General features: G+C 39.4%; 26 protein-coding genes. 21 read left to right on the forward strand and 5 right to left on the reverse strand.

Features of this window, described 5'->3' with window-relative positions:
* Nucleotides 1-164 precede the first annotated feature (164 nt).
* From CWB78_RS15000 to CWB78_RS15045, 10 genes are all read left to right on the forward strand, one after another.
* Nucleotides 165-917 (forward strand): DUF3450 domain-containing protein, encoded by a 753-nt coding sequence (locus CWB78_RS15000; protein WP_109874980.1) that lies wholly within the window; start codon nt 165-167, stop codon nt 915-917.
* A gap of 10 nt (nt 918-927) precedes the next feature.
* Nucleotides 928-2,295 (forward strand): MotA/TolQ/ExbB proton channel family protein, encoded by a 1,368-nt coding sequence (locus tag CWB78_RS15005; RefSeq protein WP_138570563.1) that lies wholly within the window; start codon nt 928-930, stop codon nt 2,293-2,295.
* A 3-nt stretch (nt 2,296-2,298) separates the two neighbouring features.
* A complete protein-coding gene (locus CWB78_RS15010; protein WP_008111501.1) occupies nt 2,299-2,826 on the forward strand; it encodes a MotA/TolQ/ExbB proton channel family protein in 528 nt (175 codons plus the stop codon).
* Between the two features lie 53 nt (nt 2,827-2,879).
* Nucleotides 2,880-3,290, forward strand: coding sequence for an ExbD/TolR family protein (locus tag CWB78_RS15015; protein ID WP_008111500.1), 411 nt, complete (start codon nt 2,880-2,882; stop codon nt 3,288-3,290).
* Nucleotides 3,291-3,296: 6 nt separating this feature from the next.
* A complete protein-coding gene (locus CWB78_RS15020) occupies nt 3,297-3,902 on the forward strand; it encodes an energy transducer TonB (protein WP_008111498.1) in 606 nt (201 codons plus the stop codon).
* Nucleotides 3,903-3,939: 37 nt separating this feature from the next.
* Nucleotides 3,940-5,268 (forward strand): tetratricopeptide repeat protein, encoded by a 1,329-nt coding sequence (locus CWB78_RS15025; protein WP_138596290.1) that lies wholly within the window; start codon nt 3,940-3,942, stop codon nt 5,266-5,268.
* A 314-nt stretch (nt 5,269-5,582) separates the two neighbouring features.
* A complete protein-coding gene (locus CWB78_RS15030) occupies nt 5,583-7,190 on the forward strand; it encodes a beta-helix domain-containing protein (protein ID WP_109874982.1) in 1,608 nt (535 codons plus the stop codon).
* 72 nt (nt 7,191-7,262) lie between these two features.
* The gene (locus tag CWB78_RS15035; protein ID WP_138596292.1) at nt 7,263-9,986 is read left to right on the forward strand and encodes a TonB-dependent receptor domain-containing protein; all 2,724 of its coding nucleotides are present in this window, start codon (nt 7,263-7,265) and stop codon (nt 9,984-9,986) included.
* A 202-nt stretch (nt 9,987-10,188) separates the two neighbouring features.
* A complete protein-coding gene (gene asd / locus CWB78_RS15040; protein WP_138570559.1) occupies nt 10,189-11,328 on the forward strand; it encodes an aspartate-semialdehyde dehydrogenase in 1,140 nt (379 codons plus the stop codon).
* Between the two features lie 137 nt (nt 11,329-11,465).
* Complete coding sequence (locus CWB78_RS15045; protein WP_054201573.1) at nt 11,466-13,424, forward strand: methyl-accepting chemotaxis protein; 1,959 nt, start codon at nt 11,466-11,468, stop codon at nt 13,422-13,424.
* Nucleotides 13,425-13,461: 37 nt separating this feature from the next.
* On the opposite strand, the gene CWB78_RS15050 is transcribed toward CWB78_RS15045, so the two are convergent.
* Nucleotides 13,462-14,265 carry an ion transporter gene (locus CWB78_RS15050; protein WP_010388826.1) on the reverse strand — a complete coding sequence of 268 codons (804 nt, stop codon included), beginning with the start codon at nt 14,263-14,265 and terminating at the stop codon, nt 13,462-13,464.
* 100 nt (nt 14,266-14,365) lie between these two features.
* Between CWB78_RS15050 and CWB78_RS15055 the strand changes: the two genes are divergently transcribed.
* The 5 genes from CWB78_RS15055 to CWB78_RS15075 all read left to right on the forward strand — a co-directional run bounded on the left by CWB78_RS15055 (nt 14,366) and on the right by CWB78_RS15075 (nt 16,416).
* Nucleotides 14,366-14,572, forward strand: a complete 207-nt coding sequence (locus CWB78_RS15055; RefSeq protein WP_010388825.1) for a hypothetical protein — start codon at nt 14,366-14,368, stop codon at nt 14,570-14,572.
* Nucleotides 14,573-14,578: 6 nt separating this feature from the next.
* Nucleotides 14,579-14,866: a hypothetical protein gene (locus CWB78_RS15060; RefSeq protein WP_054201572.1), complete on the forward strand. Its 288-nt coding sequence runs from the start codon at nt 14,579-14,581 to the stop codon at nt 14,864-14,866.
* Between the two features lie 137 nt (nt 14,867-15,003).
* Nucleotides 15,004-15,198, forward strand: a complete 195-nt coding sequence (locus CWB78_RS15065) for a YwbE family protein (RefSeq protein ID WP_008468098.1) — start codon at nt 15,004-15,006, stop codon at nt 15,196-15,198.
* Nucleotides 15,195-15,713: a DUF4240 domain-containing protein gene (locus tag CWB78_RS15070; RefSeq protein ID WP_138596294.1), complete on the forward strand. Its 519-nt coding sequence runs from the start codon at nt 15,195-15,197 to the stop codon at nt 15,711-15,713. Before CWB78_RS15065 ends, CWB78_RS15070 begins: the two co-directional genes overlap by 4 nt.
* 247 nt (nt 15,714-15,960) lie before the next feature.
* Nucleotides 15,961-16,416, forward strand: a complete 456-nt coding sequence (locus CWB78_RS15075; RefSeq protein WP_138596296.1) for a hypothetical protein — start codon at nt 15,961-15,963, stop codon at nt 16,414-16,416.
* Here the strand turns inward: CWB78_RS15075 and CWB78_RS15080 are convergent.
* From CWB78_RS15080 to CWB78_RS15090, 3 genes are all read right to left on the reverse strand, one after another.
* Nucleotides 16,413-17,669, reverse strand: coding sequence for a Y-family DNA polymerase (locus CWB78_RS15080; RefSeq protein WP_138596298.1), 1,257 nt, complete (start codon nt 17,667-17,669; stop codon nt 16,413-16,415). The genes CWB78_RS15075 and CWB78_RS15080 overlap by 4 nt on opposite strands.
* On the reverse strand, nt 17,657-18,070 hold the full coding sequence (umuD, locus tag CWB78_RS15085; RefSeq protein ID WP_010388819.1) for a translesion error-prone DNA polymerase V autoproteolytic subunit: 414 nt from the start codon (nt 18,068-18,070) through the stop codon (nt 17,657-17,659). Before umuD ends, CWB78_RS15080 begins: the two co-directional genes overlap by 13 nt.
* A gap of 81 nt (nt 18,071-18,151) precedes the next feature.
* Nucleotides 18,152-18,571: a MarR family winged helix-turn-helix transcriptional regulator gene (locus CWB78_RS15090; RefSeq protein ID WP_054201569.1), complete on the reverse strand. Its 420-nt coding sequence runs from the start codon at nt 18,569-18,571 to the stop codon at nt 18,152-18,154.
* Nucleotides 18,572-18,674: 103 nt separating this feature from the next.
* On the opposite strand from CWB78_RS15090, the gene CWB78_RS15095 reads away from it, so the two are divergent.
* The 6 genes from CWB78_RS15095 to CWB78_RS15120 all read left to right on the forward strand — a co-directional run bounded on the left by CWB78_RS15095 (nt 18,675) and on the right by CWB78_RS15120 (nt 25,471).
* Nucleotides 18,675-19,421 carry a siderophore-interacting protein gene (locus CWB78_RS15095; protein ID WP_138596300.1) on the forward strand — a complete coding sequence of 249 codons (747 nt, stop codon included), beginning with the start codon at nt 18,675-18,677 and terminating at the stop codon, nt 19,419-19,421.
* 142 nt (nt 19,422-19,563) lie between these two features.
* A complete protein-coding gene (locus tag CWB78_RS15100; protein ID WP_138570553.1) occupies nt 19,564-20,553 on the forward strand; it encodes an LLM class flavin-dependent oxidoreductase in 990 nt (329 codons plus the stop codon).
* A 237-nt stretch (nt 20,554-20,790) separates the two neighbouring features.
* Nucleotides 20,791-21,744, forward strand: a complete 954-nt coding sequence (locus CWB78_RS15105) for a patatin-like phospholipase family protein (RefSeq protein WP_171040352.1) — start codon at nt 20,791-20,793, stop codon at nt 21,742-21,744.
* 520 nt (nt 21,745-22,264) lie between these two features.
* Nucleotides 22,265-23,671: an alanine/glycine:cation symporter family protein gene (locus CWB78_RS15110; protein WP_138596304.1), complete on the forward strand. Its 1,407-nt coding sequence runs from the start codon at nt 22,265-22,267 to the stop codon at nt 23,669-23,671.
* Nucleotides 23,672-23,766: 95 nt separating this feature from the next.
* Nucleotides 23,767-24,792: a patatin-like phospholipase family protein gene (locus tag CWB78_RS15115; RefSeq protein WP_138596306.1), complete on the forward strand. Its 1,026-nt coding sequence runs from the start codon at nt 23,767-23,769 to the stop codon at nt 24,790-24,792.
* Between the two features lies 1 nt (nt 24,793).
* Nucleotides 24,794-25,471, forward strand: a complete 678-nt coding sequence (locus tag CWB78_RS15120) for a DUF4145 domain-containing protein (protein ID WP_138596308.1) — start codon at nt 24,794-24,796, stop codon at nt 25,469-25,471.
* A 152-nt stretch (nt 25,472-25,623) separates the two neighbouring features.
* On the opposite strand, the gene CWB78_RS15125 is transcribed toward CWB78_RS15120, so the two are convergent.
* Nucleotides 25,624-26,310, reverse strand: a complete 687-nt coding sequence (locus tag CWB78_RS15125; protein ID WP_138596310.1) for a hypothetical protein — start codon at nt 26,308-26,310, stop codon at nt 25,624-25,626.
* Between the last annotated feature and the right edge of the window lie 132 nt (nt 26,311-26,442).

Genomic DNA, 26,442 nt, shown 5'->3' on the forward strand with positions numbered 1-26,442 from the left:
TAATTTATTACCGCTGTCATAAAAGCGACTTTTTTACGCAACACGCTTGTCATTTTTAATCTATACAATTTCGCTCATTGAAACTATCTCGCTTTAAATTGTTTTTTAATAAACAGGCTAAAGCGACTAGCAAATCCGATAATTAACGAGCAAAGGTGTATACGATGAAAGGCGTTAAACCATTAATTTTAGCTGGTATTGTAGCCGCAAGTGCAGCAGTCCACGCCAATGATTTAAACACGGTAATTGATAAAAGCAGCGAAATTAATAATTTAGCTGCGCAATCACAAACAAAAATAGACAAGATTGCAGATTCAATGCAAGGGCGTTTACAGCAATTCAAAACCCTAAATAAAGAAATAGATGGTTTAGCCGTTTATAACGCACAGCTTACAAAACAGTTAAATAATCAAATAGAAGAGATGGAATCGCTTAATTTATCGATGGATCAAGTATCGATTATTGAGCGCCAAATAACCCCTTTAATGCTTCGTATGATCACTGGGCTTGAACAGTTTGTTGCCTTAGACGTGCCGTTTTTAAAGCAAGAGCGAAAGCAGCGTCTTGAATCATTAAATGCAATGATGGAACGCGCTGATATTACATCAAGTGAAAAATTCCGTCGTGTCTTAGAAGCTTATCAAGTTGAAGTTGATTACGGACGCACTATTGAAGCGTATACCGCATTGCTTGATGTGGACAATAAAGAACGTGAAGTCGACTTTCTGCGCATTGGTCGTTTAGAACTCATTTACCTTACCCGCGATGGCAAACAAGCAGGTAGTTGGGATCAACAGTCACAGTCGTTTGTTGCACTGCCTGATTCAACCATTAGTCAAATTAATAAAGGGCTTCGCATTGCTCGCAAACAACTAGCCCCCGATATGTTAACACTGCCAATTCATGCTGCAGAATAAGAGGTTTACCATGAAATTATTAACGAAAATGACAAAAATGGCCGTGTTTGCAGCCAGCTTAGGTTTTTCAGGTGCGATGTGTGCCGCTGAACCAATGAATTTGGATGCTCTATTAAAAACGTTAGAGCAGGGTAAATCAGCGCAATCAGAACAAAATAAACAACGCGAACAAGAATTTGCAGCACGTCAAAATGAACAAGTGCAAATGCTTAAAAACACCCAAGCTAAACGAAATCAGATGCTTAGCGAGTCAGAGCGTTTAGAAACGCAGTTTGAAGAAAACGAAATTAAATTGGCTAATCTGACCGATACTTTATCAAAGCGTATGGGTTCATTAAAAGAGCTATTTGGTGTGCTACAACAAGTTGCTGGAGATTCTAGCAATAAGTTTGCAACCTCGGTGGTATCGGCTCAGTTACCTGGGCGTAGTACTTTTATGGACGAATTGGCGCAAAAAATGGGTTCTACCTCAAAGCTTGCGTCTATTGAAGATATCGAAAAGGTTTGGTTTGAGCTACAACGCGAAATGACCGAACAAGGAAAAGTAAGCCGCTTCAATACTGATGTAATTGTTGACGGTGGCAATAAAGTACAAAAAGAAGTGGTACGTGTGGGTGCATTTAACCTTATTAGTGACGGTCAGTACCTAGAGTATACGCCTTCTACCAATACCATTAGCCAGCTTACTCGCCAACCAAGTAGCCGCTTTACTGCGACTGCGGCTGATTTGCAGCAAGCAAACACCGGTGTGGTGCCGTTTGCGCTTGACCCAACGGGTGGTTCAATTTTAGGTTTGTTAGTACAAGCCCCTGATACCAGCGAGCAAGTTCATCAAGGTGGTGCAGTTGGTTACGTTATTTTAGGCGTTGGCTTATTAGCGTTATTAATTGCGTTAGAGCGTTTTGTATCGCTCCTGCTGATGGGTGGAAAAATCCGTCGTCAATTAAAAGACGATACAGCCCGTGATGATAACCCGCTAGGGCGAGTCATGAAAGTGAAAGACCAATATCCTAATGTGGCGTACGACACGCTTGAACTTAAGTTAAGCGAAGCCATTTTACGCGAAATGCCAAAAATCACCCGTAATTTAACGCTTATTAAAATTATCTCTGTGGTAGCGCCATTGCTGGGCTTACTCGGTACGGTAACTGGGATGATCAATACCTTCCAAGCAATTACTTTATTCGGCACTGGCGACCCTAAACTAATGGCAGGCGGTATTTCGCAAGCCCTGGTTACTACGGTGTTAGGCCTTGTTGTTGCTATCCCTACGGTGTTTTTATACACCTTATTGAATACTCGTTCAAAAGGCTTACTGCTTATTTTACAAGAACAAAGTGCAGGTATTATTGCCGAGCGAAGCGAGAAAGGAGCTTAAACCATGGTGCTATTGATTGATTCAATCAATGCTATCCGTGATTTTCTCGACACGGGTGGCCAAGTTCTCTTGGTCATTGCCGTGTTAATTTTCGCGATGTGGTTATTGATACTCGAGCGATTTATGTACTTTTTTAATGGCTATCGACACTACAAAAAAGACGTTAAAAATACGTGGAAAACTCGTAGTGAACGCAACAGCTGGAACGCAGAGCAAATACGCCAAGCCATGGTGTCACGCGCCAGTATGCGATTAAACGCAAACTTACCACTGATTAATGTGATGGTGGCGCTGTGTCCACTATTAGGTTTACTCGGCACAGTTACAGGGATGATAGAAGTCTTCGATGTAATGGCTATTACAGGTACAGGCAGCGCACGCTCTATGGCGTCGGGTGTGTCAAAAGCAACCATACCCACTATGGCAGGTATGGTCGGTGCGTTATCTGGGGTGTTTGCCTCAACCTATTTACAGCGTAAAGCAAAGCGTGAAGTTGAATTGTTGCAAGACACTATGGTGTTGGACCACTAAATAATTATTGAAAAGCGGTGAACATAATCACCGCTTATTCTAGGAGAAGTAAAATGAGAGCCCCATTAGGTAATTTATTCCAAGAAGATGAAGCAGAAGAAATAAACATGACTCCTATGCTGGATGTTGTATTTATTATGCTTATTTTCTTTATTGTTACAGCCTCGTTTGTAAAAGAAGCCGGTATTGATGTAAACCGCCCTGAAGCGGCAACTGCTGTTAAAAAAGAGCGCGCTAACATATTAGTGGCTATATCAGATCAAGGCGAAATTTGGATCAATAAACGTCAAATAGATGTACGTGCTGTACAAGCCAACATTGAACGTTTAAAAGCTGAAAATCCACAAGGTAGTGTGGTTATTCAGGCCGATAAAAAAGCCACTACAGAAACCTTGATAAAAGTGATGGATGCCTCGCGTGCAGCAGGTGTATTTGATGTTTCAATAGCGGCTCAAGAAGGGTAACGAGTGATGCGTTATGTACTTGCGTTAATTATAGCGGGTGTGGTGACCTTTATGCTGTTTTTAGGTATGCAGGCATTGATCACCGGCGGAGAAGGCGCCATGACGGAGCCTGCAAAAGGGAATGTATTAGATTTTGTCCGTTTGAAAAAAGAAGAAACGGTACAAAAAAAGGAGCGTAAACCACAAAAGCCACCAACACCTAAAGAGCCACCACCGCCAATGGAATCGCCACAAATGCAAAGTAGCGATAACAACGCTGCTAGCAACAACTTTGATTTTGCTGCAAATGTCGATGCTGATGTAAATCTAGCGGGTGGATTAGCGTTAGAAACCAGTGATGGTGAGTATTTACCGATCGTAAAAGTGGCACCGGTATACCCAAGGCGTGCTTTGTCGCGTGGTATTGAAGGGTATGTCATTGTTGAGTTTACAGTGACCAAGCAAGGCACAGTGAAAGAGCCACAAGTTATTAAAGCCGAGCCAGAGTCATTGTTTGACAGAGCAGCGATGGATGCGGCCCTTAAGTTTAAATATAAACCGCGCGTTGTTAATGGCGAAGCTGTTGAAGTAGCCGGTGTGCAAAATAAAATTTCTTTCCAAATTAATGGTTAATTCTGTTAAGTAAGCAAAGAGTGAACGTGAGGCAATTATGAAATTAAAACTAACAACCAAGCTATTAAAGCTTAGCATGTTGTGCACTGTTGCAATCAGTGCCAGCGTTGTTACACCAAGTGCATTGAGTGTACTTCCGGGTGTAAATTTGGCGACAGTACAGGCTGCTGAAAAGCAGAAAACAACACGAGTGCCCGCACTGCGTGAAAAGGTATACAGCCAATTGGCTCGCGCCCAAAAACTTGCGGATGATGGCGACAGTAAAGCGGGTTTGGACGCGCTTGACAGTATAAAAGCGCGCTCATCAAGTATGAATTCGTATGAAATTGCGATGATGCATAACTTTTATGGGTTTATTTATTACAATGAAAACGACCTAGTTAAAGCGATTGCCTCATTTGAAAAAGTGATTGCAGAAGATGGCATTCCAGAAACATTGCGTTTGAGCACAACATTCAGTTTAGCGCAGCTTGCAATGGCTAACAGCGACTATGAAAAGGTGATCGCATTTTTAGATAAATGGGATGCCATTAATACAAAGCCTAAAACTGATGCATATTATTTATTAAGAGCGCAAACCTACTATCAATTAAAAGACTATGAGCAAGGCTTGAGTTACATTACCCAAGCCATTAACTTAAGTGATAGCGAAGGCAAAGTACCAAAAGAAAACTGGCTGGTACTGCAACGTGCTATGTATTACTCACTTAACCAAATGGATAAAGTAGTCAGCGTACTTGAGCGTATGGTAAAGCTATACAACAAACCTGAGTATTGGGTGCAATTAGCCGGTATGTACGGTGAAACTGGGCAAGAAAAACAGCAGCTTAGTGTTTTAGAAGCGGCTTACCAGCAAGGATTTTTAACCTCTAAATCTGACCTAAGACAGCTTGCACAGGTATATTTATATAATCAGCTTGCTTACAAAGCCGCCAGTGTAATGAGTAAGGCACTAGAGCAGGGCATTGCTGAACCAACAGCTAAAAATTATGCCTTTGTAGCCGAGGCCATGGTACAAGCTAAAGAAGATGCTAAGTCGATTAGTTACTTTACCAAAGCTGCAGAGCGCTCAGAGCATGGTAAATACGACCAGCGCTTGGCTGAAGTGTATGTAAATACAGAGCAGTATGACGAAGCTGCCGATGCAGCGCGAATGGCACTGGATAAAGGCGGCCTTGATTTTGAATCAAATGCGTTTGTTGCTTTAGGGATGGCACAATACAATTTACAAAACTTTGATGCGTCTATCCTTGCGTTTGAACAAGCCGAAAAGCACAAAAAATCGCAACGTTTAGCCCAGCAATGGATCAAATATGTAAAACGCGAAAAAGTGCATGCGCAAACATTAAAAACAGCACTGCTTTAATTTTTATAGTGCGATTATTAGTTCTTAATTGACGCACTAAAAACCATTTCATAATTGCACTACTCAAACCACACTAACATTTAGTTTGTGTGGTTTTTTTTGCGCGCACTTTAAAGCAACCAATTGATTTTTAATTAATTAACATTGTCATTTTATGTTTATTAAAGTGTAACTTCATTGTCATAACACTCCCGTATTGTACTTCGTATTCGATAACTCAAGTGACATTAATGCATGAGTATCGTGCCTTAAAGTGACTTAAGTTATTACTTAAAGCGCTAACACAATAATTAAATACTTTTACGGAGTGAACAATGAAATTATCTGGCTTATTCAAAATCAGCTTAGTGGCTACAGCAATAACACTGGCTGGTTGTGGTGGTGGAGATATTAACGTTACACCTACGACAGTTGATAACAGTGTAGACAATTCAGTGACTAACCCAGGTGGTGATAATGGTGGCGATACATTAAGTTGCGCCACATACACATTAGATGGAGCTACATTTACAGGTGAAGCAGAAGGCGTAAACTGTTTATACAGCCAAGCATTTGCAAGTAATGCAAAAGAAATTACTAGCTCTTTTGTTATCCCCGCGCTAGATGATGGCGGTGCCCATGTATTTGAAGGTGCTTTATTTATAGGTGACGATGTAGACACATCTACAGGCGCTACTATTGATGTTAATGGCCCAACATTGTCTATTGAAGCAGGCGCTACCATTGCGTTTACCAAGCCAGAGAGTTTTATTCGTATTGCTCGCGGTGCAAATATTGAAGCAATTGGTGAAGTAGATAAGCCAATTATTTTCACAAGTATTAAAGAAGTTGATGGTGATGATTCTACCACCGCTCAAATTGGGGATTGGGGTGGCGTTCAGGTAAATGGACGTGGCCATTCTATTCGTTGTACAGCGACTGCTGCGGCACAAGACATGTGTAACCACTCAGCTGAAGGTATTGTGTCTTATTACGGTGGTAATGACCCGCAAGATAGTAGCGGTATTCTAAAGCATATTGTTATTAAGTATGCAGGATTTGGCGTTGAAGGTGATGAGCTAAATGGTTTAACACTAAATGCTGTTGGCTCAGGCACAACAATTGATTATGTCCATGTACATAATGGTTTTGATGATGGTATAGAGCTCTTTGGTGGTAGCGTTAACCTTAAACACATCGTTGTTACTGATACAGGCGATGATGGTATTGACTGGGATGAGGGTTGGAAAGGCTATGGACAGTACATTCTTGTACGTTCAAATGAATATGGAAATCATGGATTTGAAACAGATGGCGCAAAAGTAGATCCATTATCTGCAGACGCACAAGATTTAGTAACGACTGTTTCTAACCCAACTATTGCTAATGCAACCGTTGTTACTACTGGTGATCAAGGTGCTGAAGGGCGTCGTACTGGTGCCGGTATGGAAATGAAAGAATGGGGTAAAGCGCAATTAGCTAATATGTTGTTTGTAAACTCATCATCTGTAGATGGTGCTGGCTGTTTTGATTTATATAATGAAAAAGATAAATCAGGAGATGCCGGTGTGCATGCCAATGCAAACAACGGTGATATCGCATTTGTGAGTTCAATATTTGCGTGTGGTAAGAATTTTGAAGACGTAAACACTCCTTTAACAGGTGCGTTAGCAAGCTTTGATATCAATACCTGGTTTACTGGTGGCGAAAATAATCAGCTGATTGGTTTTGCTGATTTTGCAAATGTGCTTGGTGCTGATGGTGTTTCAACTGCAGCAACTATTACAGATTCACAAGGTACTGCGGTAGCTACAACGGCGAAAGACATGAGTGAAGTTGACTCTTTCTTTACTAACGCAGGTTATATTGGTGCACTTAAAGAAGGTGAATCAAGTGAATGGGCTGATTTTGTAGCCGCATCTTTACAACGCGCTAGTAATTAATCTAGACCGGCTCTAATTATAAGGCGCTATGGCGCCTTTTTTAAGGGAATTTTAGGTTTAGAGGATATAAATATGAAACATCAAAAGCAGTTTAAAACTAATCTAATAACGTTATCTCTGCTCTCCCTTTTTTCTTCATTTAATTCTTTCGCTGAACAGGCACAAGAAATAATCAATGAAGAAGCGATAGAAGAAGTTGTTGCAACAGGTACACGCCTTAAAGGCAGTGCTAGTGCCGTAATTGATGAACGTAAAAATCAGGCATTTGTTGCTGATATAATGGGTTCAGAGCAAATATCTAGAACGGGTGATAGCGATGCCGCTTCAGCACTTCGCCGTGTTACAGGCTTATCTTTAGTTAACGATAAGTTTATTTATGTACGCGGTTTAGGTGAGCGTTACTCAAGCGTGCGTTTAAATGGCGCAGTTGTTCCAAGCCCAGATCTGACCAGAAATGTAATACCACTTGATATTTTCCCATCAAGTATTATTGAGTCTTTAGCTGTTCAAAAAGCCTATTCACCTAATATGCCTGCGGCTTTTGGTGGTGGTGATGTTAATATCAGGACGAAAAGCATTCCAAGTGATACTTTATTTAAAGTTGAGATTGGTGCTAGCTATAAAGATACAAACGATGAAGGCTATACATACAATGGCGGCAGTGACGACTGGTTAGGTAAAGACGATGGTACACGCGCCTTACCAGGAGCCGTTAAAACGGCGCTAAATACCTATATCAATGGCTTGTCTGATATCTCATACAGAAATATAAGAGATGTGGAGTCAAGACGTCAGGGGGCTGATATTGGTCAAGCAGCTGCAATAGACTTAAATAAAAGTTTATCAAAAGCACTACCAAGAGATTTTGGCTTAGAAAAAGAAAGCTTAAACCCTGATGCAGGCATTAAAGCTGTTTATGGCGACCGATTTGATAACTTATTTGGTTTAGATGGATCTTTTGGTTTCTTAGCATCAGTTGCTTATGAAAATGAATGGTCTAATGCAGAGAAGTTTAGCGCAGTACTTTCTTCTGTTGACGCATCTGAATCTGATTGTTCAAAAGATGACTTTACTTGTTACTCTGCCACAGAGAAAGAAGTATCAACAAAGCATAATATAAAATTAAATAGCTCTCTAAATTTAGGTTATAAAATTGGCGGCCATGATTTAACAGCCACCTATATGATGCTACGAGATACTGAAGATGAAGCTTCTGTTGCGCTTTACCAAGAGCCTTCAAAGTCATTAAGCATTGATGCTGGGCAATTACAGCGTAGCCACTTAACCTCTTTTGAGGAACGTGAACTTGAAATACTTCAACTTCGTGGAATGCACAATTTAGAGTGGAGTTTTCTTGAAGGTGTTGGTGTAGATTGGCAATACACTGATTCAACAGCGACGACGAGTATACCTGGCGAGCTTGAAGTAACGGTGCGTGATGAGTACGCCGATGGCGAATATCAACGTACTTTTTATAATGGCAGTTTAGGTGGCAATCCTTATTTGTATCGATTTGTTGAGCTAGAAGACGATGTAGAAAACTGGGGCGTTAATGTTAACAAAGTTTTTTACTTTGATAACGCCGAAGTTGAAATCGCGGGCGGCGGCTATTTTGTTGAAAAAACGCGTGATTACCGCACAGACTTTTTTAACTATCGCTTCAGCCAAACACAGTCTTTAGATTTAGCACAAAGTGAAGAAGAAGCACTGTCAATTGGTAGTTTCTTTGCTAATGATGCTGTGATCGATTCAACGGATGTAGAGTTATTGTTTCAAGAACCGACAGCCGATGATTACCTAGCAGCGCAAATGATTGATGCTTATTACGGCTCTTTTGATATCACTTTTGCTCAAGATTGGCGTCTAAGTGGTGGTGTGCGTTACGAGGACTTCCGCCAAGTTGCCCTTGCTTTTTCTCGCTCAGCATTTGATCCTGCTTTATTGGCAGATAAATTAAGTGCAGATGCGATAAAACAAGCAAGTGTGATGGAAGATGAGTATTTTACTTCATTATCTATGACATATAGCCAGCAGTCGTACCAAGTTCGTTTTGGCTATGGCAGCACGGTTGTTCGTCCTGATTTGCGTGAGCTAAGCCCTGTTCAATTCCAAGATCCGTTGACTGGTTATCGAACGCTTGGTAATCCATTCTTAGAATCTAGTTACCTAGATAACTTTGATGCACGTATCGAATTTTATATGGACAATGGTGACAACTACTCAGTTGGCGCATTCTATAAAGATATAGATAACCCAATCGAAGCATTATTAACCGAAAGTGACGGTCGTTTTACTCTGCAGTTTGATAATGCAGATACAGCTTATGTTTACGGTATAGAAGCTGAATGGTTAACTGAGTTGCATAGTGATTTATTAGGAGGTGCTTTTTTTACTTCTGGTAATTTAACGGTTAGTGATTCAGAAGTTGAAATTGCAGAAGAACAGCGCGCCGACCTTACAAATCTAAAGCGACGTATGACTGGCCACTCAAAGTATGTTGCCAACCTACAATTGAATTACGATTCGCATGATGGCATGCATCAAGCTTCATTTATTTATAACGTATTTGGTGACCGTATTTTAGCTGCGGGTGTTAACAACTTTGATGACGCTTACGAACAACCTTTAAACTCGTTAGACATGGTTTATAGTTACTACCCAACGTTTAATACCACATTAACACTTAAAGTGAAGAATATGTTGGGACAAAACTTTGAAGTAGAACAAAATGATGTGCTAATTCGTTCTCAAGAAACGCCTAGAGAACTGAGCGTCAGCTTTAGCTACGAGTTTTAAGTAAAAGCCCAAGGATAGGATTTATAACAACGCCTAACTACTTATTAGCCCTGTATTTTGTACAGGGCTTTTTTATGTGTATGAAAAATATTTAAGTTACAGTTTATTGACTAGTTTTAGTGTGCTGGTGGTGTTAGCTTAAGGCTGTAAAAATTAAATCTCACGCAATGAATTTTTAATTTTTAATGTATAGGCTCCTTTTATGAATCAAATAGTGGAACAAACAATGAAAAAAGTAGGATTAGTCGGATGGCGCGGCATGGTAGGCTCAGTATTACTAGAGCGAATGAAACAACAACATGATTTTGCACATATCGACACCACCTTTTTCACCACCTCACAAGCAGGTCAGCTTGGCCCAGAGTTAGCAGGTCCAGCTAAACCGCTTTTAGATGCTAGTGATATTTCTGAACTTGCAAAAATGGACATTATTGTTACCTGTCAGGGTGGCGATTATACCAATGCGGTGTACCCAAAATTACGTGAATCGGGTTGGGATGGCTATTGGATAGATGCAGCCTCTGCGCTGCGTATGAGCGACGACAGTATTATCGTACTAGACCCTGTTAACAAAGATGTCATTGAACAAGGGCTTGAGCAAGGCGTTAAAACCTTTGTAGGTGGTAACTGCACGGTTTCACTTATGCTACTAGCACTGGGTGGTTTATTTGAGCACGACCTAATTGAATGGGTAAGCCCAATGACTTACCAAGCTGCGTCGGGCGCCGGTGCGCGAAATATGAAAGAGCTTATTGCCCAAATGGGGGCTATTCATGCAAGTGTCGCACAGCAATTAGATAATCCAAGTTCAGCTATTTTAGAAATTGATAAAATAGTCAGCGAAAAAATGGCATCGAGTGATTTGCCACAAGACCAATTTGGTGTGCCACTGGCAGGTAGCTTAATCCCATGGATTGATGTGCCTATGCCAAGCGGTCAATCAAAAGAAGAATGGAAAGCGCAAGTAGAAGCCAACAAAATTTTAGGCTCATCTAAACAGCCTGTGCCTATAGATGGTTTATGTGTACGTATTGGTGCAATGCGCTGTCATAGCCAAGCGATGACAATTAAACTACGTGAAGATATTAGTGTAGAAAAAATAGAAGAAATTTTAGCTTCGCACAATGAGTGGGTTAAAGTTATTCCTAATCAGCGCGACATTACCAGTACCGATTTAACACCAGTTAAAGTAACCGGTACGCTGAGTATCCCTGTTGGTCGTATTCGTAAACTCGCTATGGGGCCAAAATACATCAGCGCCTTTACCGTGGGCGATCAGCTTTTATGGGGTGCAGCGGAGCCACTTCGCCGGATGCTACGAATTATTGTAGACGGTGAGTAAGTTTCTAGTTCATCAAGTTAAAGGGTTAGCAAATTGCTAACCTTTTTTATTGCCTCTTCGAAACATTCTCATATTATTTCTTGCTCAACCCTTTTAGTCACACTATATTCTTAAGAGTGTTTTTAGAGGTTAACTTCATGAATATATCAAAAAAATTAAAGCTCTCTTTTGCATCTGCAATTGCCTTGCCGTTATTAATTATAGCTGCTTTAGTTATTTCCCAAACCAGAGAGCAAGCACTTGATAATTTTTCTCAGTTAAGTGAACGTGAAGCCCGCCAAGTTGATAATGCAATTACTATGTTTTTTGCTGAAATTGCTAAAAACGTGGACTACTTAGCCTCCCACCAAACGATTAAAAATGCCCGTGAAAACATAAAAACGCATATGAATGTTGGCACTAAGGTAATGCTTGATCACCCTAACCAAAGTCCGACGGAGCAAGCTGCTTACAGTTTATTTAATCATTTTGGCGAGACGCATCCTGGGCTTGCTTATATTTACATGGGGAATGAACAAGGTGGTTATATTCAATGGCCAATGGGAAACGTAAACGCCAATTATGATCCTCGTCAGCGCCCATGGTACAAAACAGCTAAACAAGCGAACGGTAAAACAACCCGTACTAATGCGTATTACTGGGCTGCTGATGATTTAGTGATTGTGTCCACGGTTAAAGCTATTATTGATAACGGTGAATTAATTGGTGCTCAAGGGATGGATGTTTCATTGGGCGGGCTTACCGATATTATTGCCGATATTAAATTAGGCGAAACAGGTTACTTAATGTTGATTGAAGACAGCGGCAGTGTGCTGGTGGATGTGAAACACCCAGATTACCGATTCAAAAACCTAGCAGATATTGAGGGGGCTAAATACGCCGATTTAGCTAAAAATAGCAAAGGCCTGTTTGATGTAGATATTGATGGAAAACAGTATATGGCCAATATTTATACGTCTCCCATTTTAGGTTGGAAGTTTATTGGGGTGGTAGAGAAGTCTGAGGTAATGAGTGCGGCCAATGCGATGGCGTACACCATTTTAATTATTAGCGCGATATTAATTGCCGTATTTGTTGCGATAGCGAGTTATATTTCTAAACTTATTTCTGCTCCAATTGTTGAGGTGAGCGATGGTTTAACTGAAATATCGCAAGGCGGCGGTGATTTAACCCAGCGCTTAACAATAAAAACAAAAGATGAAACCGCTAAATTAGCCACCAGCTTTAACTTATTTTTAAATTTGATCAGTGAGCTGGTGAAACAAATTAATGAATGCGCACAAAATGTTAGTAAAACCTCATCGCAAACATCATCACAAGCAGCTCAACTAACAAGCTCTACTAGCCAACAACAACAAGCTTTAGAAATGGCGGCAACGGCTATTAATGAAATGGCTGCCACTGCTAATGAAGTGTCGAGTAGTTGTGCGAATGCGGCCGATTTAGCGGTTCAAACACAACAAGCATCAGATTTAGGGCAATCGGTTATTACACAAACCGTAGAAAGTGTGGTGCAGCTCTGTGATGTAATAAATAATGCCTCAGCAGACATTACTCAACTCGATACTGAAAGTGAAAATATTATGTCGATTTTGAGCGTTATTCGTGGCATTTCAGAGCAAACTAATTTACTAGCATTGAATGCTGCAATTGAAGCTGCGCGAGCTGGTGAGCATGGGCGTGGTTTTGCAGTGGTTGCTGATGAAGTTCGTGCGTTATCACAACGTACTGCAGAGTCGACCGAAGAAGTAGCATCGCAGCTTGATAAGTTACGCACGATGTCTTCTAAAGTCTCTAAAGACATGGAACGCAGCATAGAAACCACCAATAAAACTGTAGAACTTGCGCATTCTGCGCAACAACAGTTTAGTGAGATCACGGCATCTATTGTTAATATTAGTGATTTAAATACGCAAATAGCCACCGCTGCTGAAGAGCAGCAACACGTCGCTGAAGACATCAATCGAAATGTGACAGAAATTAAAAACTCGGCTGATGAGGTGAGTGATATTGCTGTTAGCACCAGTGAGAATGGCAATGAAATGAGTCGTCTTTCATCGATATTAACTGATTTAGTAGGTAAGTTTAAAGTATAAACAATAGGGCAAGTGCATACTTGCCCTATTCAATCTGCTACTTATTTTTGAGTAATTGTTTTAACTCTGCCAGTTGTGCTTTCAATTCGTTTACTTGGCCTTGGGTTGCGGGCAGTGAGTCTGTATCGGCTTGCTCTTCTCGTGCATTGCGATGCTCTTCACTCATTACTTCTAAAATAGCCCCCACCATCATATTTAAGAATACAAATGCAGTTAAAAAGATAAAGGTTAAGTAAAAAATCCAACTTAATTTGTATACCGCCATGGTTTCGTACATCACGTCGGTCCAATCTTCGAAGGTGGCGATTCTAAACAAGGTAAGCATAGAAATAGACACATCGCCCCACAGTACTGGGTTTATTTCAGCAAACAACATGCTACCTGTGGCAGCATAAATATAAAAAATCACAAACATTAGCAGCGCGATATAGCCCATTTGCGGGATGGCTTTTATTAGTGAGTTCACTAATAAGCGCAGCTCTGGGATCATAGACACTAAACGTAGTACGCGGAAAATGCGTAGTAGTCGAGCAATAAAAATAGTCGAGCCTGCCGCAGGGTATAAACTACCTATCACTATAATGAAGTCAAATATGTTCCAGCCTTTGGAGAAAAAGTCTTTGATCCCTTTACTGGCAATATAACGAATAACCAATTCGATTAAGAAAAACACCGTAATGCCTATATCCATCCAATGTAGAAATAGCTCAGCAGTAGGGTGTAATGAATAGGTATGTGCACCCACGGTCAGTGCAGAAACCACAATAACTGCAATAACAAATGATTGAAATAATTTACTTTTATCGATACGCTGGAACAGCTCTTGTAACTGCGACAACATCATAACGTGCCCTTAACGGTTATAAATATAAAACCAGTGCAATATACAGCAAAAGTAACGAAAATTAGTAGTTTTCCGGTGAAAATATAAGGAATTTTGAATGTTAAATAATAACTTAAAGTATCTACTTTCGTTATCTGTAATCGTAGTGTTAGCAGGGTGTAGCAGCGATAGCCGCTATCATGAAATTCAATCAGCCCGATTAGGTGAGTGCAGTCATATGGCCGACAAGGAATACCATGAATGTGTTAAACAACAACAAGACAGCTACAAAGAATTCAAAAAACAACAAATCGCCGAGCAGTAATAAACCATGACCAAAACCCAAAAGCAGCTAGATAAACGTATTCGTCAGCAATTAACACTGGCTTGCGAGCAAATAAAAGATAACGTTGAGGGCTTTAGCTTTCTTACTCACTCGGTTGATTTAAACAATTTACCTTCTAAGTTTACTGTAAGTTGTTATTTTATTGATGATATTGCACTAGAGCAGGCTAAACAAAATAACCAGCTAGATTACATTGTGCAGCTTATTTGTAATGCATTAGCTAGTTTAAATATTCATATAAAAAACAATGCTATTTCATTTCTTAAGCAGTAAAAATCGGTACTGTGTTTTTGTTTGATTATCCCTCATTTTAAGCTGTATTTGGCATTTATGGTCTTAGTAAAAGCTTTAATATGGAGAGATTCTATTAAGCAGGCTATAATCGCAAAAAATTGTAATAGAGATTAAATATGGCCGTTCCAACACGCTCGCAAATAACGCCAGGCACAGAGGTTAATATTGTGCTTAAACAAGATCAACGCAGTGGTACTTTAACCAATGGTATTGTGTCGCGTTTATTGACCAAGTCACCTAATCACCCGCACGGAATAAAAGTACAATTAGAAGACGGCCAAGTGGGTCGGGTAAAAGAGATCATTGCATGAGTGAGTTAACCTTAACTGATTTTTGGCGACTGGTTACAGTGGAAGATAAAACCGCAGAGCCTGATTCAGTGTGCCAATCGCTTAAGTCGGCACTGAGTGATTTATCAGATGAGCAATTAATTGAATTTGATAAGCAGTTTAGTATTTGTATGCGTCAAAGTTATACCTGGGATTTATTTGGTGCCGCGTTTGTTATGGCGGGCTGTAATGATGAATATGGTTTTTCAGAATTTCGTTGTTGGTTAATTTCTCGTGGTGAAGCCGCATTTAAAGCTGCACTAGAAAACCCAGATAGCCTCGCTCAGTGCACGCCGCTTTATTTTTTAAACGAGCAACCTTATCCGTATTTAGATGAGTATGACCTAATTGCAGGTTTGTTATATGAAGAACGTAACGACGATGAGTTACCCTTTATCCCATCAGGACTTGAACAACCTAAAGGTAAGCGCTTTAAAGACAAACCTAAGTTTTTAAAACAAAATTACCCGCAATTATTTGCTAAGTACTGGCAATAAACTCAGCTTATTATCAATGCATTACTTAATCACAGGTAATGCATTTTACTTCCTCCTTTAGATAATAAAGCTTACACCTAGATTAATCGTATTTGTTGTTAGCTACGTATTTTAATTTAGTTTTTGCGCGGCAGTTCATAACCTAACGACTTCGCATCTTTTATAGTAAATCTCTGTTATAGTTAGAAATAGCTAAGGCATTGTCACATTGCTTGATCATGGTTGATACACGAGGATAGAGCTTATAATGAAATGTTTCACACTGGTTTTACTTACCATAAGCCTTTTTAGCTGTTATGCAGTGGCAGGCCCAAGTAATAAAACTCGTTTTATCCCACTGTTAAAAACTAAGCTGGGTAACTACGAAGTTACCTCAAGTAACTCGGGTTTGTGCACTAATAGTCGATTGCAATTTAATAACCCTGAAGATCCTGAGCAAGGTTTTAGCTTAGGTAAAGAGATTTTGTTTAACTCATTACATAATGGCACTCGTACTATTCAAAAGCCTAATTATTGTTTTATTACCAGCTCACTTAAATACAAAACTAATGGCCTCGAAAATGGTTTACGTATGAGCCGATGTGATAATCCAATTCACGAAAGAACCATTAAACAATCTATTACTTTTTTAACCGATAACACCCTTAAATACACCTTAGATAACCCAAGTGTAGAATGCGAATTTATTAAAGTTGCTGACTAACACTGTATTTTAGGAATATCGCGCCAACGTGTTGTGTATTGCGGCGATAAAAAAGCTCTATTCATATGCCAGCGTTCATTTAGTTGGCTGCTTGCTACGCTAAGCATTCCTTTCCCAAAGCGATGATTTATCGCATCTAAGCAGCCCATTAACTGCGGGTTATCGGTTTGTTTCTCAAATAAAGTATGTTGTTGAAACTGCTGTGGGCTAAGCTCTAATGCACCCACTCCACATTTATAAAAACGAATACCCGGCTGATATATCTGCTCAAAACTCTTTGATACTGCACTTGCTATAACACGGGTATCGTTAGTGGGCGGATCAAATTGATGCATAGCTGACTTTTTATAAAAGGCTTGCTCATGTGACGAGCTGGCGGCAAAAATATAAATACGATGAGTGAGCGACTGTTGCGCTCTTAATTTTTGTGCAACCACGCTGGCATGATTTATTAATGCGGTTCTCACTGCATCAGGATCGTTAAGGCGCTGGCCAAAACTACGCGTTGAAAAAATAGCTTGTTTGTCTTGGCGAACATCATCCCAGTTTAAACAGGTAATGCCATTGAGTTCGTTAATTGTGCGCTCAAGCACCACGCTAAATTGGCGACGAATTGTTTTTGGACTTTGCTGAGCTAGTTGCCATGCGGTATTAATATTCATTAGCGCCAGTTTTTTAGCTAAACGTTTGCCCACTCCCCATACATCCTGGCAGTGCATTTGCTGTAAAATAGTTTGTCGGCTTGCTTCATCATCAATCACGGCAACCCCATTAAAGCCAGTTAGCTTTTTAGCAGCATGATTCGCGGCTTTGGCTAAGGTCGGTGTTGGCCCAAAGCCAACTCCAACAGGGAGTTTGGTTTCGCGCCATACTGTACGTCTAATTAGCTGTCCGTAGTGGTGCCAATCAGTAATTAATGGCTGATAGCCTTTAAAGTGCAAAAACGATTCGTCAATACTGTAAATATGCTGGGTATCACAAAAGCGAGCAATAACGTTCATCATTCTATCGCTTAAATTAGCGTATAGTTCGTAGTTAGATGAGCGCACCACCACCTGATGTTTTGCTAGTAATTGCTTTACTTTAAAATAGGGGCCAAATTTAGGAATATTAAGCTTACGGGCAATAGGGCATACCGCACATACGCAGCCATCGTTATTGGTAAGCACCACTACTGGTTTTGAACGAATTGCGGGGTCAAATACCTTTTCAGCACTGGCATAAAAAGCAACCGCATCAACTAAGGCATACATGAAAGTATCTCAGGGCTTTGCCGATGTAACCTAATTGAGCGAGTTACCACGCCTTCAAGCTGAAATTCATCAGACTCGGTTAATTGCACGGGTTTATAAGCAGCAGAAGCCGAGAGCAGCCGCGCATTGGTTTTATCTAGCAACTTACATACAAATAAACCATTTAAGTTCGCCACAATAACATCGCCATCTTTAGGAATCTCTGCACGGTCAACTAACAGTAAGTCGCCCTCAAAAATACCAATTTCTTGCATAGAGCACCCTGATGCAACGCCAATAAATGTAGCATCTGGGTGTTTTATTAATAGCTCGTCAAGTGATATCCCTAACTCACTATACTGCGCTGCAGGCGATTCAAACCCGCAAACACCGGCCTCTATATAAATGGGAATAACAAACATAACACAACCTAAAACGCATGTACTGTATAAGTGTACAGTATATGCGTTTTGTATCAGTTATGCCAAGTAATGAATGGTAGATCAATCCATGTTTTTGATCATTTGTTGGGCAGTATGTAAAAAGTCATTGATTTGCTGTGGGTTTAAGTTTTTACACATTTGCGCATTTACTTGCTGCTCGGCGGCTAATAGCTTGTCATAAAGCGAGCGACCTTCAGAGGTAAATGACAAAATAAAACAGCGCTTGTCGTGCTCACTGGCATCTTTGTTAATTAACTTTAATGCGATTAGCTCTTTCACTAAGCGTGCTATTTGGGCCTTGTCGCGCTGGGTCTGATTAACAATATCGTTAGCAGTGCACTGAGTTGTTGTTGCAATAATATGAAAGCAACGTACGTGCATTGCGTTTAAGCCAAGCTCGCCCGCATTAATCGCTTCGCGTATGGTAACGCGATAATTTTGCATTAAAGCAAATAATGTATTGGCTAATGAGATATGCATAGGGAATCCATGATGGTTGACAAAGTCAATTAAATTGATATAGTTGATTTTATCAACCAATGGGGCGTTGTGCAATTCATCTTTTTTAATGAGGTAAATTTATATGGGTAAAAAAGTACGCAAAGCAACAGTATTAAGCACAGAGCAAATAACCCCACATTTACAGCGCATTATTGTTGGCTCCGATGAGTTTAACGACTTGAACGCTCAATATATTGGTAACTACGTAAAGGTGCTTATTCCGCAAAATGGCCGCGTTGATTATAATATTAAAACTTCATGTATGCGTTCATACACTATAAGGCATGTTGATGAGCACACCGGCGCACTTACCCTCGATTTTGTAATTAATATGCACCAAGGTCCGGCAACTAATTGGGCTAAAAAAGCAAAAGTAGGCGATGAGGTAGGTATAGCAGGACCAGGCCCTAAAAAGCTTGATAATTATGAACACTCACATTACATACTACTTGGCGATTTAACTTCGGTTAATGCAATTAAAGGCTACGTGCAACAACTGCCTAAAAACGCAAAAATTGACGCGGTTATTCATGCACCAACAAACGATGATGTGATCAGCTTAGAGTCGCCGCGAGATGTAACTTGGTTAATAACACATAAACCAGATACAGATGTGATAAACGCATTAAAATCGGTGCCGCTTAGTGAGCAACAACCTATTGTATTTATGGCACTAGAGGCCGGATTAGTACGCAAAGCAAAAACCGTATTAACTGATGAATTAGCGATACCTCGCAGTCAAATTGTTTCATCGGGTTATTGGAAAAAAGGCCTTGATTCAGAAGCCTATAAACTAAACCGCCAACAAGCTGCAGCTAAAAATAGCTAACTTTGTTATCACTCAATCGCAACACCTTAGCGTTTCAAGATAAGCTGCCTTGAATTGGTGTAATGTACACCCATCTCTTACTTTAGATTTATTATTTATGGCTAGCACGTCATAAATCGCTATTTAATTTGGAGATGCTACTTTGTTATCAACTATCCCTTTTTCATTACTTGAACTGGCGCCTATGCAAAAAGGGGCCACGGTTAGTGACACCTTAAACAAAAGTACAGCCTACGCACAAAAAGCAGACCAATTAGGTTTTAACCGTTTTTGGTTAGCCGAGCATCATAATATGCCTGGGATTGTTTGTGCCGCCACTTCAATTTTAGTAGGGCACATAGCCGGCAACACTAAAAAAATACGCGTAGGGTCGGGTGGAATTATGTTACCTAATCATGCGCCTTTAGTTGTGGCTGAGCAATTTGGCACCTTAGAGAGTTTGTATCCTGGTCGAATTGATTTAGGGCTAGGGCGTGCCCCAGGTAGCGATCCGGTGACCAGTCGCGCCTTAAATAACGACATTAGCCGCGCTGAAAACTTTCCTAATGAAGTGAGCGAGTTACAAACACTATTAGGCCCATACGAGGGAGCTAAGCGTGTACGAGCAATACCCGGTGAAAACACTAATGTGCCTATTTGGCTTTTAGGCTCAAGTTTATTTAGTGCCCAGTTAGCAGCGCAAAAAGGATTACCCTATGTATTTGCGGGGCACTTTGCACCGCGTTTTGTACATGATGCAATAGCCTTATATAAACGAGAATTTAAACCATCAAATGTATTAGCTAAGCCTTATGTAATGTTGGCATTACCTTTAGTGGCTGCCGATACAGATGAAGAAGCACAATACTTATCAACAACTTCAAAACAGCGGGTACTGTCGTTAATCAGAGGCGATGAGTTGTGGTTAAAGCCCCCAGTTGAAACAATGGAAGGCTTGTGGAGCGAACAAGAGCGTACTCATGTTGAGAGCTTTTTAGGATTAAGTGTTACTGGTGGGCCAGCGAGTATTAAACACAAATTAGAAATGATCGTGAACCAATTAGAGGTCGATGAGCTTATATTCACCAACGATTTATATGACGATGAAAAACGTCATCGTGCGTTAAAAATACTAATGGAAATAAAGAATTAAGCTGTTTATTAAGCAAGCGTACACGCAACCATAGTTACACTAATAACCAAATAGAGAATCGAGTAAAGATTGAGTAAAAATAAATGATTTATATTTTCAATCGAACTGATTCAATTAATCTGTTTTAAGGATTTAATCAAGCACGTTAAAATAAAACCATATTCCGTTAAGTTAACAACTAAGAGGTACACCGTGAAATCTCAAATAAATGTTGCTCCACACACATTCAATAAGCCTATGCACCCTAAAACTGCATTGATTGCTGAAGGTGGAGGGCAGCGAGGGATATTTACAGCCGGTGTACTTGACGCGTGGTTAGAGCAAAATTACGACCCGTTTGATTTATTTATAGGCACGTCTGCTGGCTCGCAAAATTTAACCAGTTATTTAGCGCGTCAAAAAGGCTACGCAAAACGCTTGATCAGAGGGCTTTCGCGTCATAAACGTTTTTTTCAGTTAGGTCGAGGCCTAATGGGTAAGCACATTGTTGACTTAGATTGGTATTTCGAAAAAACCACTGAGGTTAATAGAGCATTAGACTTTAAAACGGCAAAAAATAGCCTTGGTGATAGAGAACTCCTGATCACTACAACCAATGCGCGTGATCGTAAACCGTATTATTTATCTCCTACTGGCGATGGTAAACACTGGCGAGAACTATTAAAAGCGTCAAGTGCTTTACCTTTTTTGTATAAACAAGGTGTTCAACTCACTCCTTGGTTAGGCTCAAAAGCGGCAAACGAAGCACATTTAGCTGCAGAGCAATCGAATGAAGATTTTTATTTAGATGGGGGCTTAGCTGCGCCATTGCCTGTACGCGAAGCTTATAACCGTGGCGCACGAAAAATCGTGGTAATAAGAACCGTTGATGAGAATTTTCAAGCGCAAACTGCATGGGTTCAAAAATTGAGAACACTTGCGAGTGCTTCGGGATATTGCCCAAAAACTCTCGACTATTTGTTACAACATGAACAAGCGTACTTAGACGAGCTTGAATTTATTGCTAATCCCCCAGATGATACTGAAATTATTCAAATTTTTGCTAACGAAAAACTACATAGCAAATTGTTAGGCAGCTCTAATGATGACCTCAGATTTGATCATAAATTAGGCTTGAAAGCGGGTCGTGATTATTTAAAAAACTATCATACTGAGTTAAACCGTTTCAGTGAGCCGAAATACGCAATGTAAGCTAGCCACTAGGGCGTTTATAGCGCTAATTAACAAGTCGCATGCAAAGCAATATGCACCTACTGTATATTGCTTTGGCGTTAAACTTAGCCTGTAATTTTAACGGATTAATAAAAAATACTAATCAAACTAAAACAACTCAAGCTAGCGTAATTACCACACTGTAACGCATCATATTAATAATAAAACCAGTCTAGCATCATAACTCAACCACCAATCTCAGTTCATAAACTCACTGTGAGTCGACTAACCCTGCACAAAATTTAACAAAGCGTACTATTCTTATGTTGGAAATATAAGAGGTCGTATAATTTTAACGCAAGGCTTAGTGCTGCGTCGTTTGAAGCTACAAATATATTATTGATTTTTTTATAAAAAACGATAAGGTGTGAATGTGGTTTTATATTCATGATAACTGAAATAAAATTCACATGGTGTGCAGTGCGTTTATTGTTTTAAACACCTAAAAATATAAATGTAGAAGCAAGCGGATATAAAAATAACAAATAAAGGACGGGTGATGTTTGAAACAGTAGTAAAAAGTGTCAATGGCCTTTTATGGGGCGAAGGGCAAGTACTTATTTACATTCTCCTATTTACCGGAATATGGTTTTCAGTACGCTTAAAAGCAATTCAACTAGTTAAATTTAAGCACATGTTTAGCCTGCTAAAAGGCAGTAGTAAGTGTAATAAAAACGATATTTCATCATTTCAAGCGCTCTGTACGGGGCTGTGTGCCCGAGTAGGCACAGGTAATTTAGCCGGAGTGGCTGTAGCAATATCACTCGGTGGTAGCGGCGCCATATTTTGGATGTGGGTCATTGCTATACTGGGCATGGCAACCGGATTTGCAGAAAGTATTTTAGGCCAGGTATATAAAATTCGCGACAGCAATGGCGAATTCAGAGGTGGCCCTGCGTACTATATTCAACAAGGCTTAGGCAGTCGTGCATTTGCTATTGTGTTTGCCGCCTGTTTATTTTTAGGTTACGGCTTTACCTTTAGCGCCATGCAAACCAACACCATTACTGATGCACTCAATTACGCATTTGAAATACCCACTTTTTACTCAGGTGTTGTGATCACACTTTTAGCAGGCTCTATTATTTTAGGGGGCTTTAAAGCCATTGCCCGATTTGCCGAGCGAGTAGTACCTGTTATGGGCATCGTGTTTGTGCTTGTTGCTGTAGTAATTACACTGATTAACTTCACCCAAGTACCTGCCATGCTTAAAGATATATTTTTATCAGCGTTTGGCTTGCAAGAAGCTGGTGCAGGCGCCATGGGTGCAGCCATTAAAAATGGTATACAACGCGGTTTATATTCTAATGAGGCTGGCGCGGGAAGTGTGCCGCATGCATCGGCTAGTGCCAGTCCAATGCCAAACCACCCAGCGACACAAGGCTACATACAAATGTTAGGGGTGTTTTTCGATACCATCGTATTGTGCAGTTGTACTGCGGTTATTATTTTATTGGCCGATGTAGATATAAGCGGTGAAATGGAAGGCATACGCTTAACACAAAGCGCTATGACCTCACACTTAGCGCAAGGCGGCGTGTATTTTGTAGCCGCTGCCATTACTTTATTTGCTTTTACCTCGGTAGTTGCTAACTACGCCTACGCCGAAAGTAACCTCCACTTATTTAAGCTCGATAACAAAGTAGGGCGCAGTATTTATACTTTGCTTTATTTATCAATGATGTTGTGGGGCGCATCAGCCACCTTAAAACAAGTATGGGATTTAGCTGATATTGCTCTAGGGTTAATGACAGTAGTAAACGTAATCGCTATTATACTACTCACACCGACTATTTTGTCTGTTACTAACGACTACCACGCACAAAGAGACAAAGGCATAGAGCCTGAGTTTAAGGTAAAAAACGTAAAAGTGCAGGGCAAATGTGAAGACGGAATTTGGGATTAAGATTAAAGTTTAAACTTGTTGTTGTTGCATAAGTATTCATTTTTAAATTTGGCTTTAACAACATTAAACTGCGACTCTACAGGTAGTATTTTTAGATGATCGACATTTATGCGGGTAAAACTGCAGCAAAAATAATAAACGAACAAGGTTTTAAACCCGAGTTTTTTACCTCGTTTTTAGGGGCAAGTGGTGGCCCTAAATGGTTTACCTTATTTGGTTTAGACAAATATATATTTGGCGAATTTTTTAAACATCGCACCCAACCGCTTAATTTAATTGGCTCATCTGCAGGGGCTTTTCGTTCAGCGTGTTTTGCACAAAACGATCCAGTTGCAGCCATTAAGCGGTTAGCAAAATCGTATTCACAAACCCGATATTCTAGTAATAAACCAACGCCCGCTGAAATTACACTAAAAGCCCGCGCATTATTAGATGATGTATTTGGTGATGATGGCGTTACTGAAATTATAAATAATCCTGTTTTTAAAGCGCATTTTATTGTCGCAAAATCTAACGGGTTTATTGCCAGCGAACATAAATTAATACAGCTTTTGGGTTTATCAAAAAGTTATATGCTTAACAGAATTAATCGAAAATTATTAGGCTCGCAATATGAGCGTTTTATTTTTGGCGCGCCCAATAGTGATTTAAGTATTACTGACAGCTACAATTTTAAAACCAAAAATATCGCACTCACACAAACAAATTTAAAAGATGCCTTATTGGCATCGGGCTCTATACCACTAGTAATGCAAGGTATAAAAAATATTGCCGGTTCGCCACCAGGGATTTACCGCGATGGCGGCATTATTGATTACCACTTTGATTTAAAAATTAATAACCCTGGCTTAATTTTATATCCACATTTTAATTCAGATCCAAAGGCAGGGTGGTTCGATAAAAATTTAAAACGAAAAGTGTCACCACAAAATTACGACAACGTTGTGATGATCACCCCATCAAAAGAATTTATAGCCGGCTTACCTTACGGAAAAATCCCAGACAGAAACGACTTTACTGATCTCGATGCCGACACCCGCATTAAATATTGGAATACCGTATTTAGTGAAACGGAGAAATTAGCTGAAGCGTTTGATAATGATTTAAAAAGGAAAAATTAAAATGCATAAGAGGATTAAATTAGATTGCGGCATTACGGTTGATATAGATAGAGCTCCAGATAAATGTCCTATTTGCAATCAAGCACAATTGCCAGCAAATATTTTTGCAAAACTCACTGGTGATATTGAAAATAGAAAAACAAAACTGGAACTTGTTATGGAGTGCATGAACCTAAGTTGCGCACGATTTTATATTAGCCGTTACAGTAAAACTCACGGAACATATAATCATAATTTCAAATTTGATCATTCAATTACTAATGTCTTTAATGCTCCAAATATTGGACAAGAAATAGTTAATACTTCAGAATCATTTGAAAAAATATTCACTCAAGCTAGTGAAGCTGAGTCTAAACAATTGGATGAATTGGCAGGTATTGGCTATAGAAAAGCCCTTGAATATTTAATTAAAGATTATTGTATAAGTATAAAACCAGATAAAGAAGAAGACATAAAATCAAATCAATTAAGTCGTGTTATAAATAATTATGTAACAGATGAAAATCTAAAAAACTGTGCAAACAGAGCTGTATGGCTTGGTAATGATGAAACACACTATGTTAGAAAATGGGAAAACCATGATCTTAAAGATTTAAAAATCTTAATTCAATTAACTTGTACGTGGATACAAAGCTCAATTTTGACAAAGAAGTATATGGATGAAATGAGTCGTGATTAGATAAATATAGGATGTAATGCTTTAGGGAATAGAATGACAACTCATAAATTACGGTACGTAATATTTAAGAAAAGGGCGAAAAGCCCTTTTTTATTAATCACTTACGATAACTGTCGTGGTTGACAGTGTGTCAATTTTTAGAAAAGTAATTTTTAAACGAAGTCGATACAAAAATATCTTAAAATTGAAGTAGTAATTGCTAATAAAAATAAAACCCATGGTAAAAAAAAGTTTGGAGACGCTTCGGTTAGAAAAGAAAATTTTATAAACCTCCAAATTATTAAATGAGAATAAATTCTTTTCTTTATTTTCAATAAATAAGGAACAATGTGATAATTCTGAGTGGGAAGGCTAATATAGTTATCTCTTGGGGTGTGATATTTACCTCTAACAATGAGATCTAATCTATTATTAGAATCATTAATAACGAAAGAACTTATGTTGAATGTAACTTCAACATCTTTAACGTTGCTTTTAAGGTGTTGCTTTAAAGAATCTTTATACTTCTGCTCATGGTTAGTCTTAAAATCATGATTAGCTATCTTCAATAATTTCTCATACGGATATGCTTCACTATTGTTGAGGTTAGAAAAAGTATTAAAAAATTCAATAAATGAAGTTTTAACCATTTCCTTAGAATTTAAATAAAATCGCCAAGCAAAATAAAATAATATGCCGTGCGTTAAGTATGGTAAGACCTCAGTGTTATGAATAGAGAAGTTAACAAAAGTTAATCTTATATTGTCATCTGTAGGTTCTAAGCCTAAAAGCCAATACAATATAAAAAAGAAGGAATATACAGTTAAATTTCTTGAATGATGGTTTGAATCAGTTGGCATAATCTCCCCTAAAAGGGAGAATTCCCCCTTAAATTAACTACCTGTTTTTATTGCAAGTTCACCTATAATATCCAGTAATTAGCTCTGCAAATCAAATAAATATTGGTCTTGTGTCTTATTTTGTTCTTTCAG

Origin of the sequence: Pseudoalteromonas sp. S1612 (assembly GCF_005887175.1) — a bacterium.
GTDB lineage: Bacteria > Pseudomonadota > Gammaproteobacteria > Enterobacterales > Alteromonadaceae > Pseudoalteromonas > Pseudoalteromonas undina.

Coding starts and splice junctions, on each gene's coding strand:
- CWB78_RS15000 (WP_109874980.1), top strand. CDS start 165: ATGAAAGGCGTTAAACCATTAATTTTAGCTGGTATTGTAGCCGCAAGT.
- CWB78_RS15005 (WP_138570563.1), top strand. CDS start 928: ATGAAATTATTAACGAAAATGACAAAAATGGCCGTGTTTGCAGCCAGC.
- CWB78_RS15010 (WP_008111501.1), top strand. CDS start 2,299: ATGGTGCTATTGATTGATTCAATCAATGCTATCCGTGATTTTCTCGAC.
- CWB78_RS15015 (WP_008111500.1), top strand. CDS start 2,880: ATGAGAGCCCCATTAGGTAATTTATTCCAAGAAGATGAAGCAGAAGAA.
- CWB78_RS15020 (WP_008111498.1), top strand. CDS start 3,297: ATGCGTTATGTACTTGCGTTAATTATAGCGGGTGTGGTGACCTTTATG.
- CWB78_RS15025 (WP_138596290.1), top strand. CDS start 3,940: ATGAAATTAAAACTAACAACCAAGCTATTAAAGCTTAGCATGTTGTGC.
- CWB78_RS15030 (WP_109874982.1), top strand. CDS start 5,583: ATGAAATTATCTGGCTTATTCAAAATCAGCTTAGTGGCTACAGCAATA.
- CWB78_RS15035 (WP_138596292.1), top strand. CDS start 7,263: ATGAAACATCAAAAGCAGTTTAAAACTAATCTAATAACGTTATCTCTG.
- asd (WP_138570559.1), top strand. CDS start 10,189: ATGAATCAAATAGTGGAACAAACAATGAAAAAAGTAGGATTAGTCGGA.
- CWB78_RS15045 (WP_054201573.1), top strand. CDS start 11,466: ATGAATATATCAAAAAAATTAAAGCTCTCTTTTGCATCTGCAATTGCC.
- CWB78_RS15050 (WP_010388826.1), bottom strand. CDS start 14,265: ATGTTGTCGCAGTTACAAGAGCTGTTCCAGCGTATCGATAAAAGTAAA.
- CWB78_RS15055 (WP_010388825.1), top strand. CDS start 14,366: ATGTTAAATAATAACTTAAAGTATCTACTTTCGTTATCTGTAATCGTA.
- CWB78_RS15060 (WP_054201572.1), top strand. CDS start 14,579: ATGACCAAAACCCAAAAGCAGCTAGATAAACGTATTCGTCAGCAATTA.
- CWB78_RS15065 (WP_008468098.1), top strand. CDS start 15,004: ATGGCCGTTCCAACACGCTCGCAAATAACGCCAGGCACAGAGGTTAAT.
- CWB78_RS15070 (WP_138596294.1), top strand. CDS start 15,195: ATGAGTGAGTTAACCTTAACTGATTTTTGGCGACTGGTTACAGTGGAA.
- CWB78_RS15075 (WP_138596296.1), top strand. CDS start 15,961: ATGAAATGTTTCACACTGGTTTTACTTACCATAAGCCTTTTTAGCTGT.
- CWB78_RS15080 (WP_138596298.1), bottom strand. CDS start 17,669: ATGTATGCCTTAGTTGATGCGGTTGCTTTTTATGCCAGTGCTGAAAAG.
- umuD (WP_010388819.1), bottom strand. CDS start 18,070: ATGTTTGTTATTCCCATTTATATAGAGGCCGGTGTTTGCGGGTTTGAA.
- CWB78_RS15090 (WP_054201569.1), bottom strand. CDS start 18,571: ATGCATATCTCATTAGCCAATACATTATTTGCTTTAATGCAAAATTAT.
- CWB78_RS15095 (WP_138596300.1), top strand. CDS start 18,675: ATGGGTAAAAAAGTACGCAAAGCAACAGTATTAAGCACAGAGCAAATA.
- CWB78_RS15105 (WP_171040352.1), top strand. CDS start 20,791: ATGCACCCTAAAACTGCATTGATTGCTGAAGGTGGAGGGCAGCGAGGG.
- CWB78_RS15110 (WP_138596304.1), top strand. CDS start 22,265: ATGTTTGAAACAGTAGTAAAAAGTGTCAATGGCCTTTTATGGGGCGAA.
- CWB78_RS15115 (WP_138596306.1), top strand. CDS start 23,767: ATGATCGACATTTATGCGGGTAAAACTGCAGCAAAAATAATAAACGAA.
- CWB78_RS15120 (WP_138596308.1), top strand. CDS start 24,794: ATGCATAAGAGGATTAAATTAGATTGCGGCATTACGGTTGATATAGAT.
- CWB78_RS15125 (WP_138596310.1), bottom strand. CDS start 26,310: ATGCCAACTGATTCAAACCATCATTCAAGAAATTTAACTGTATATTCC.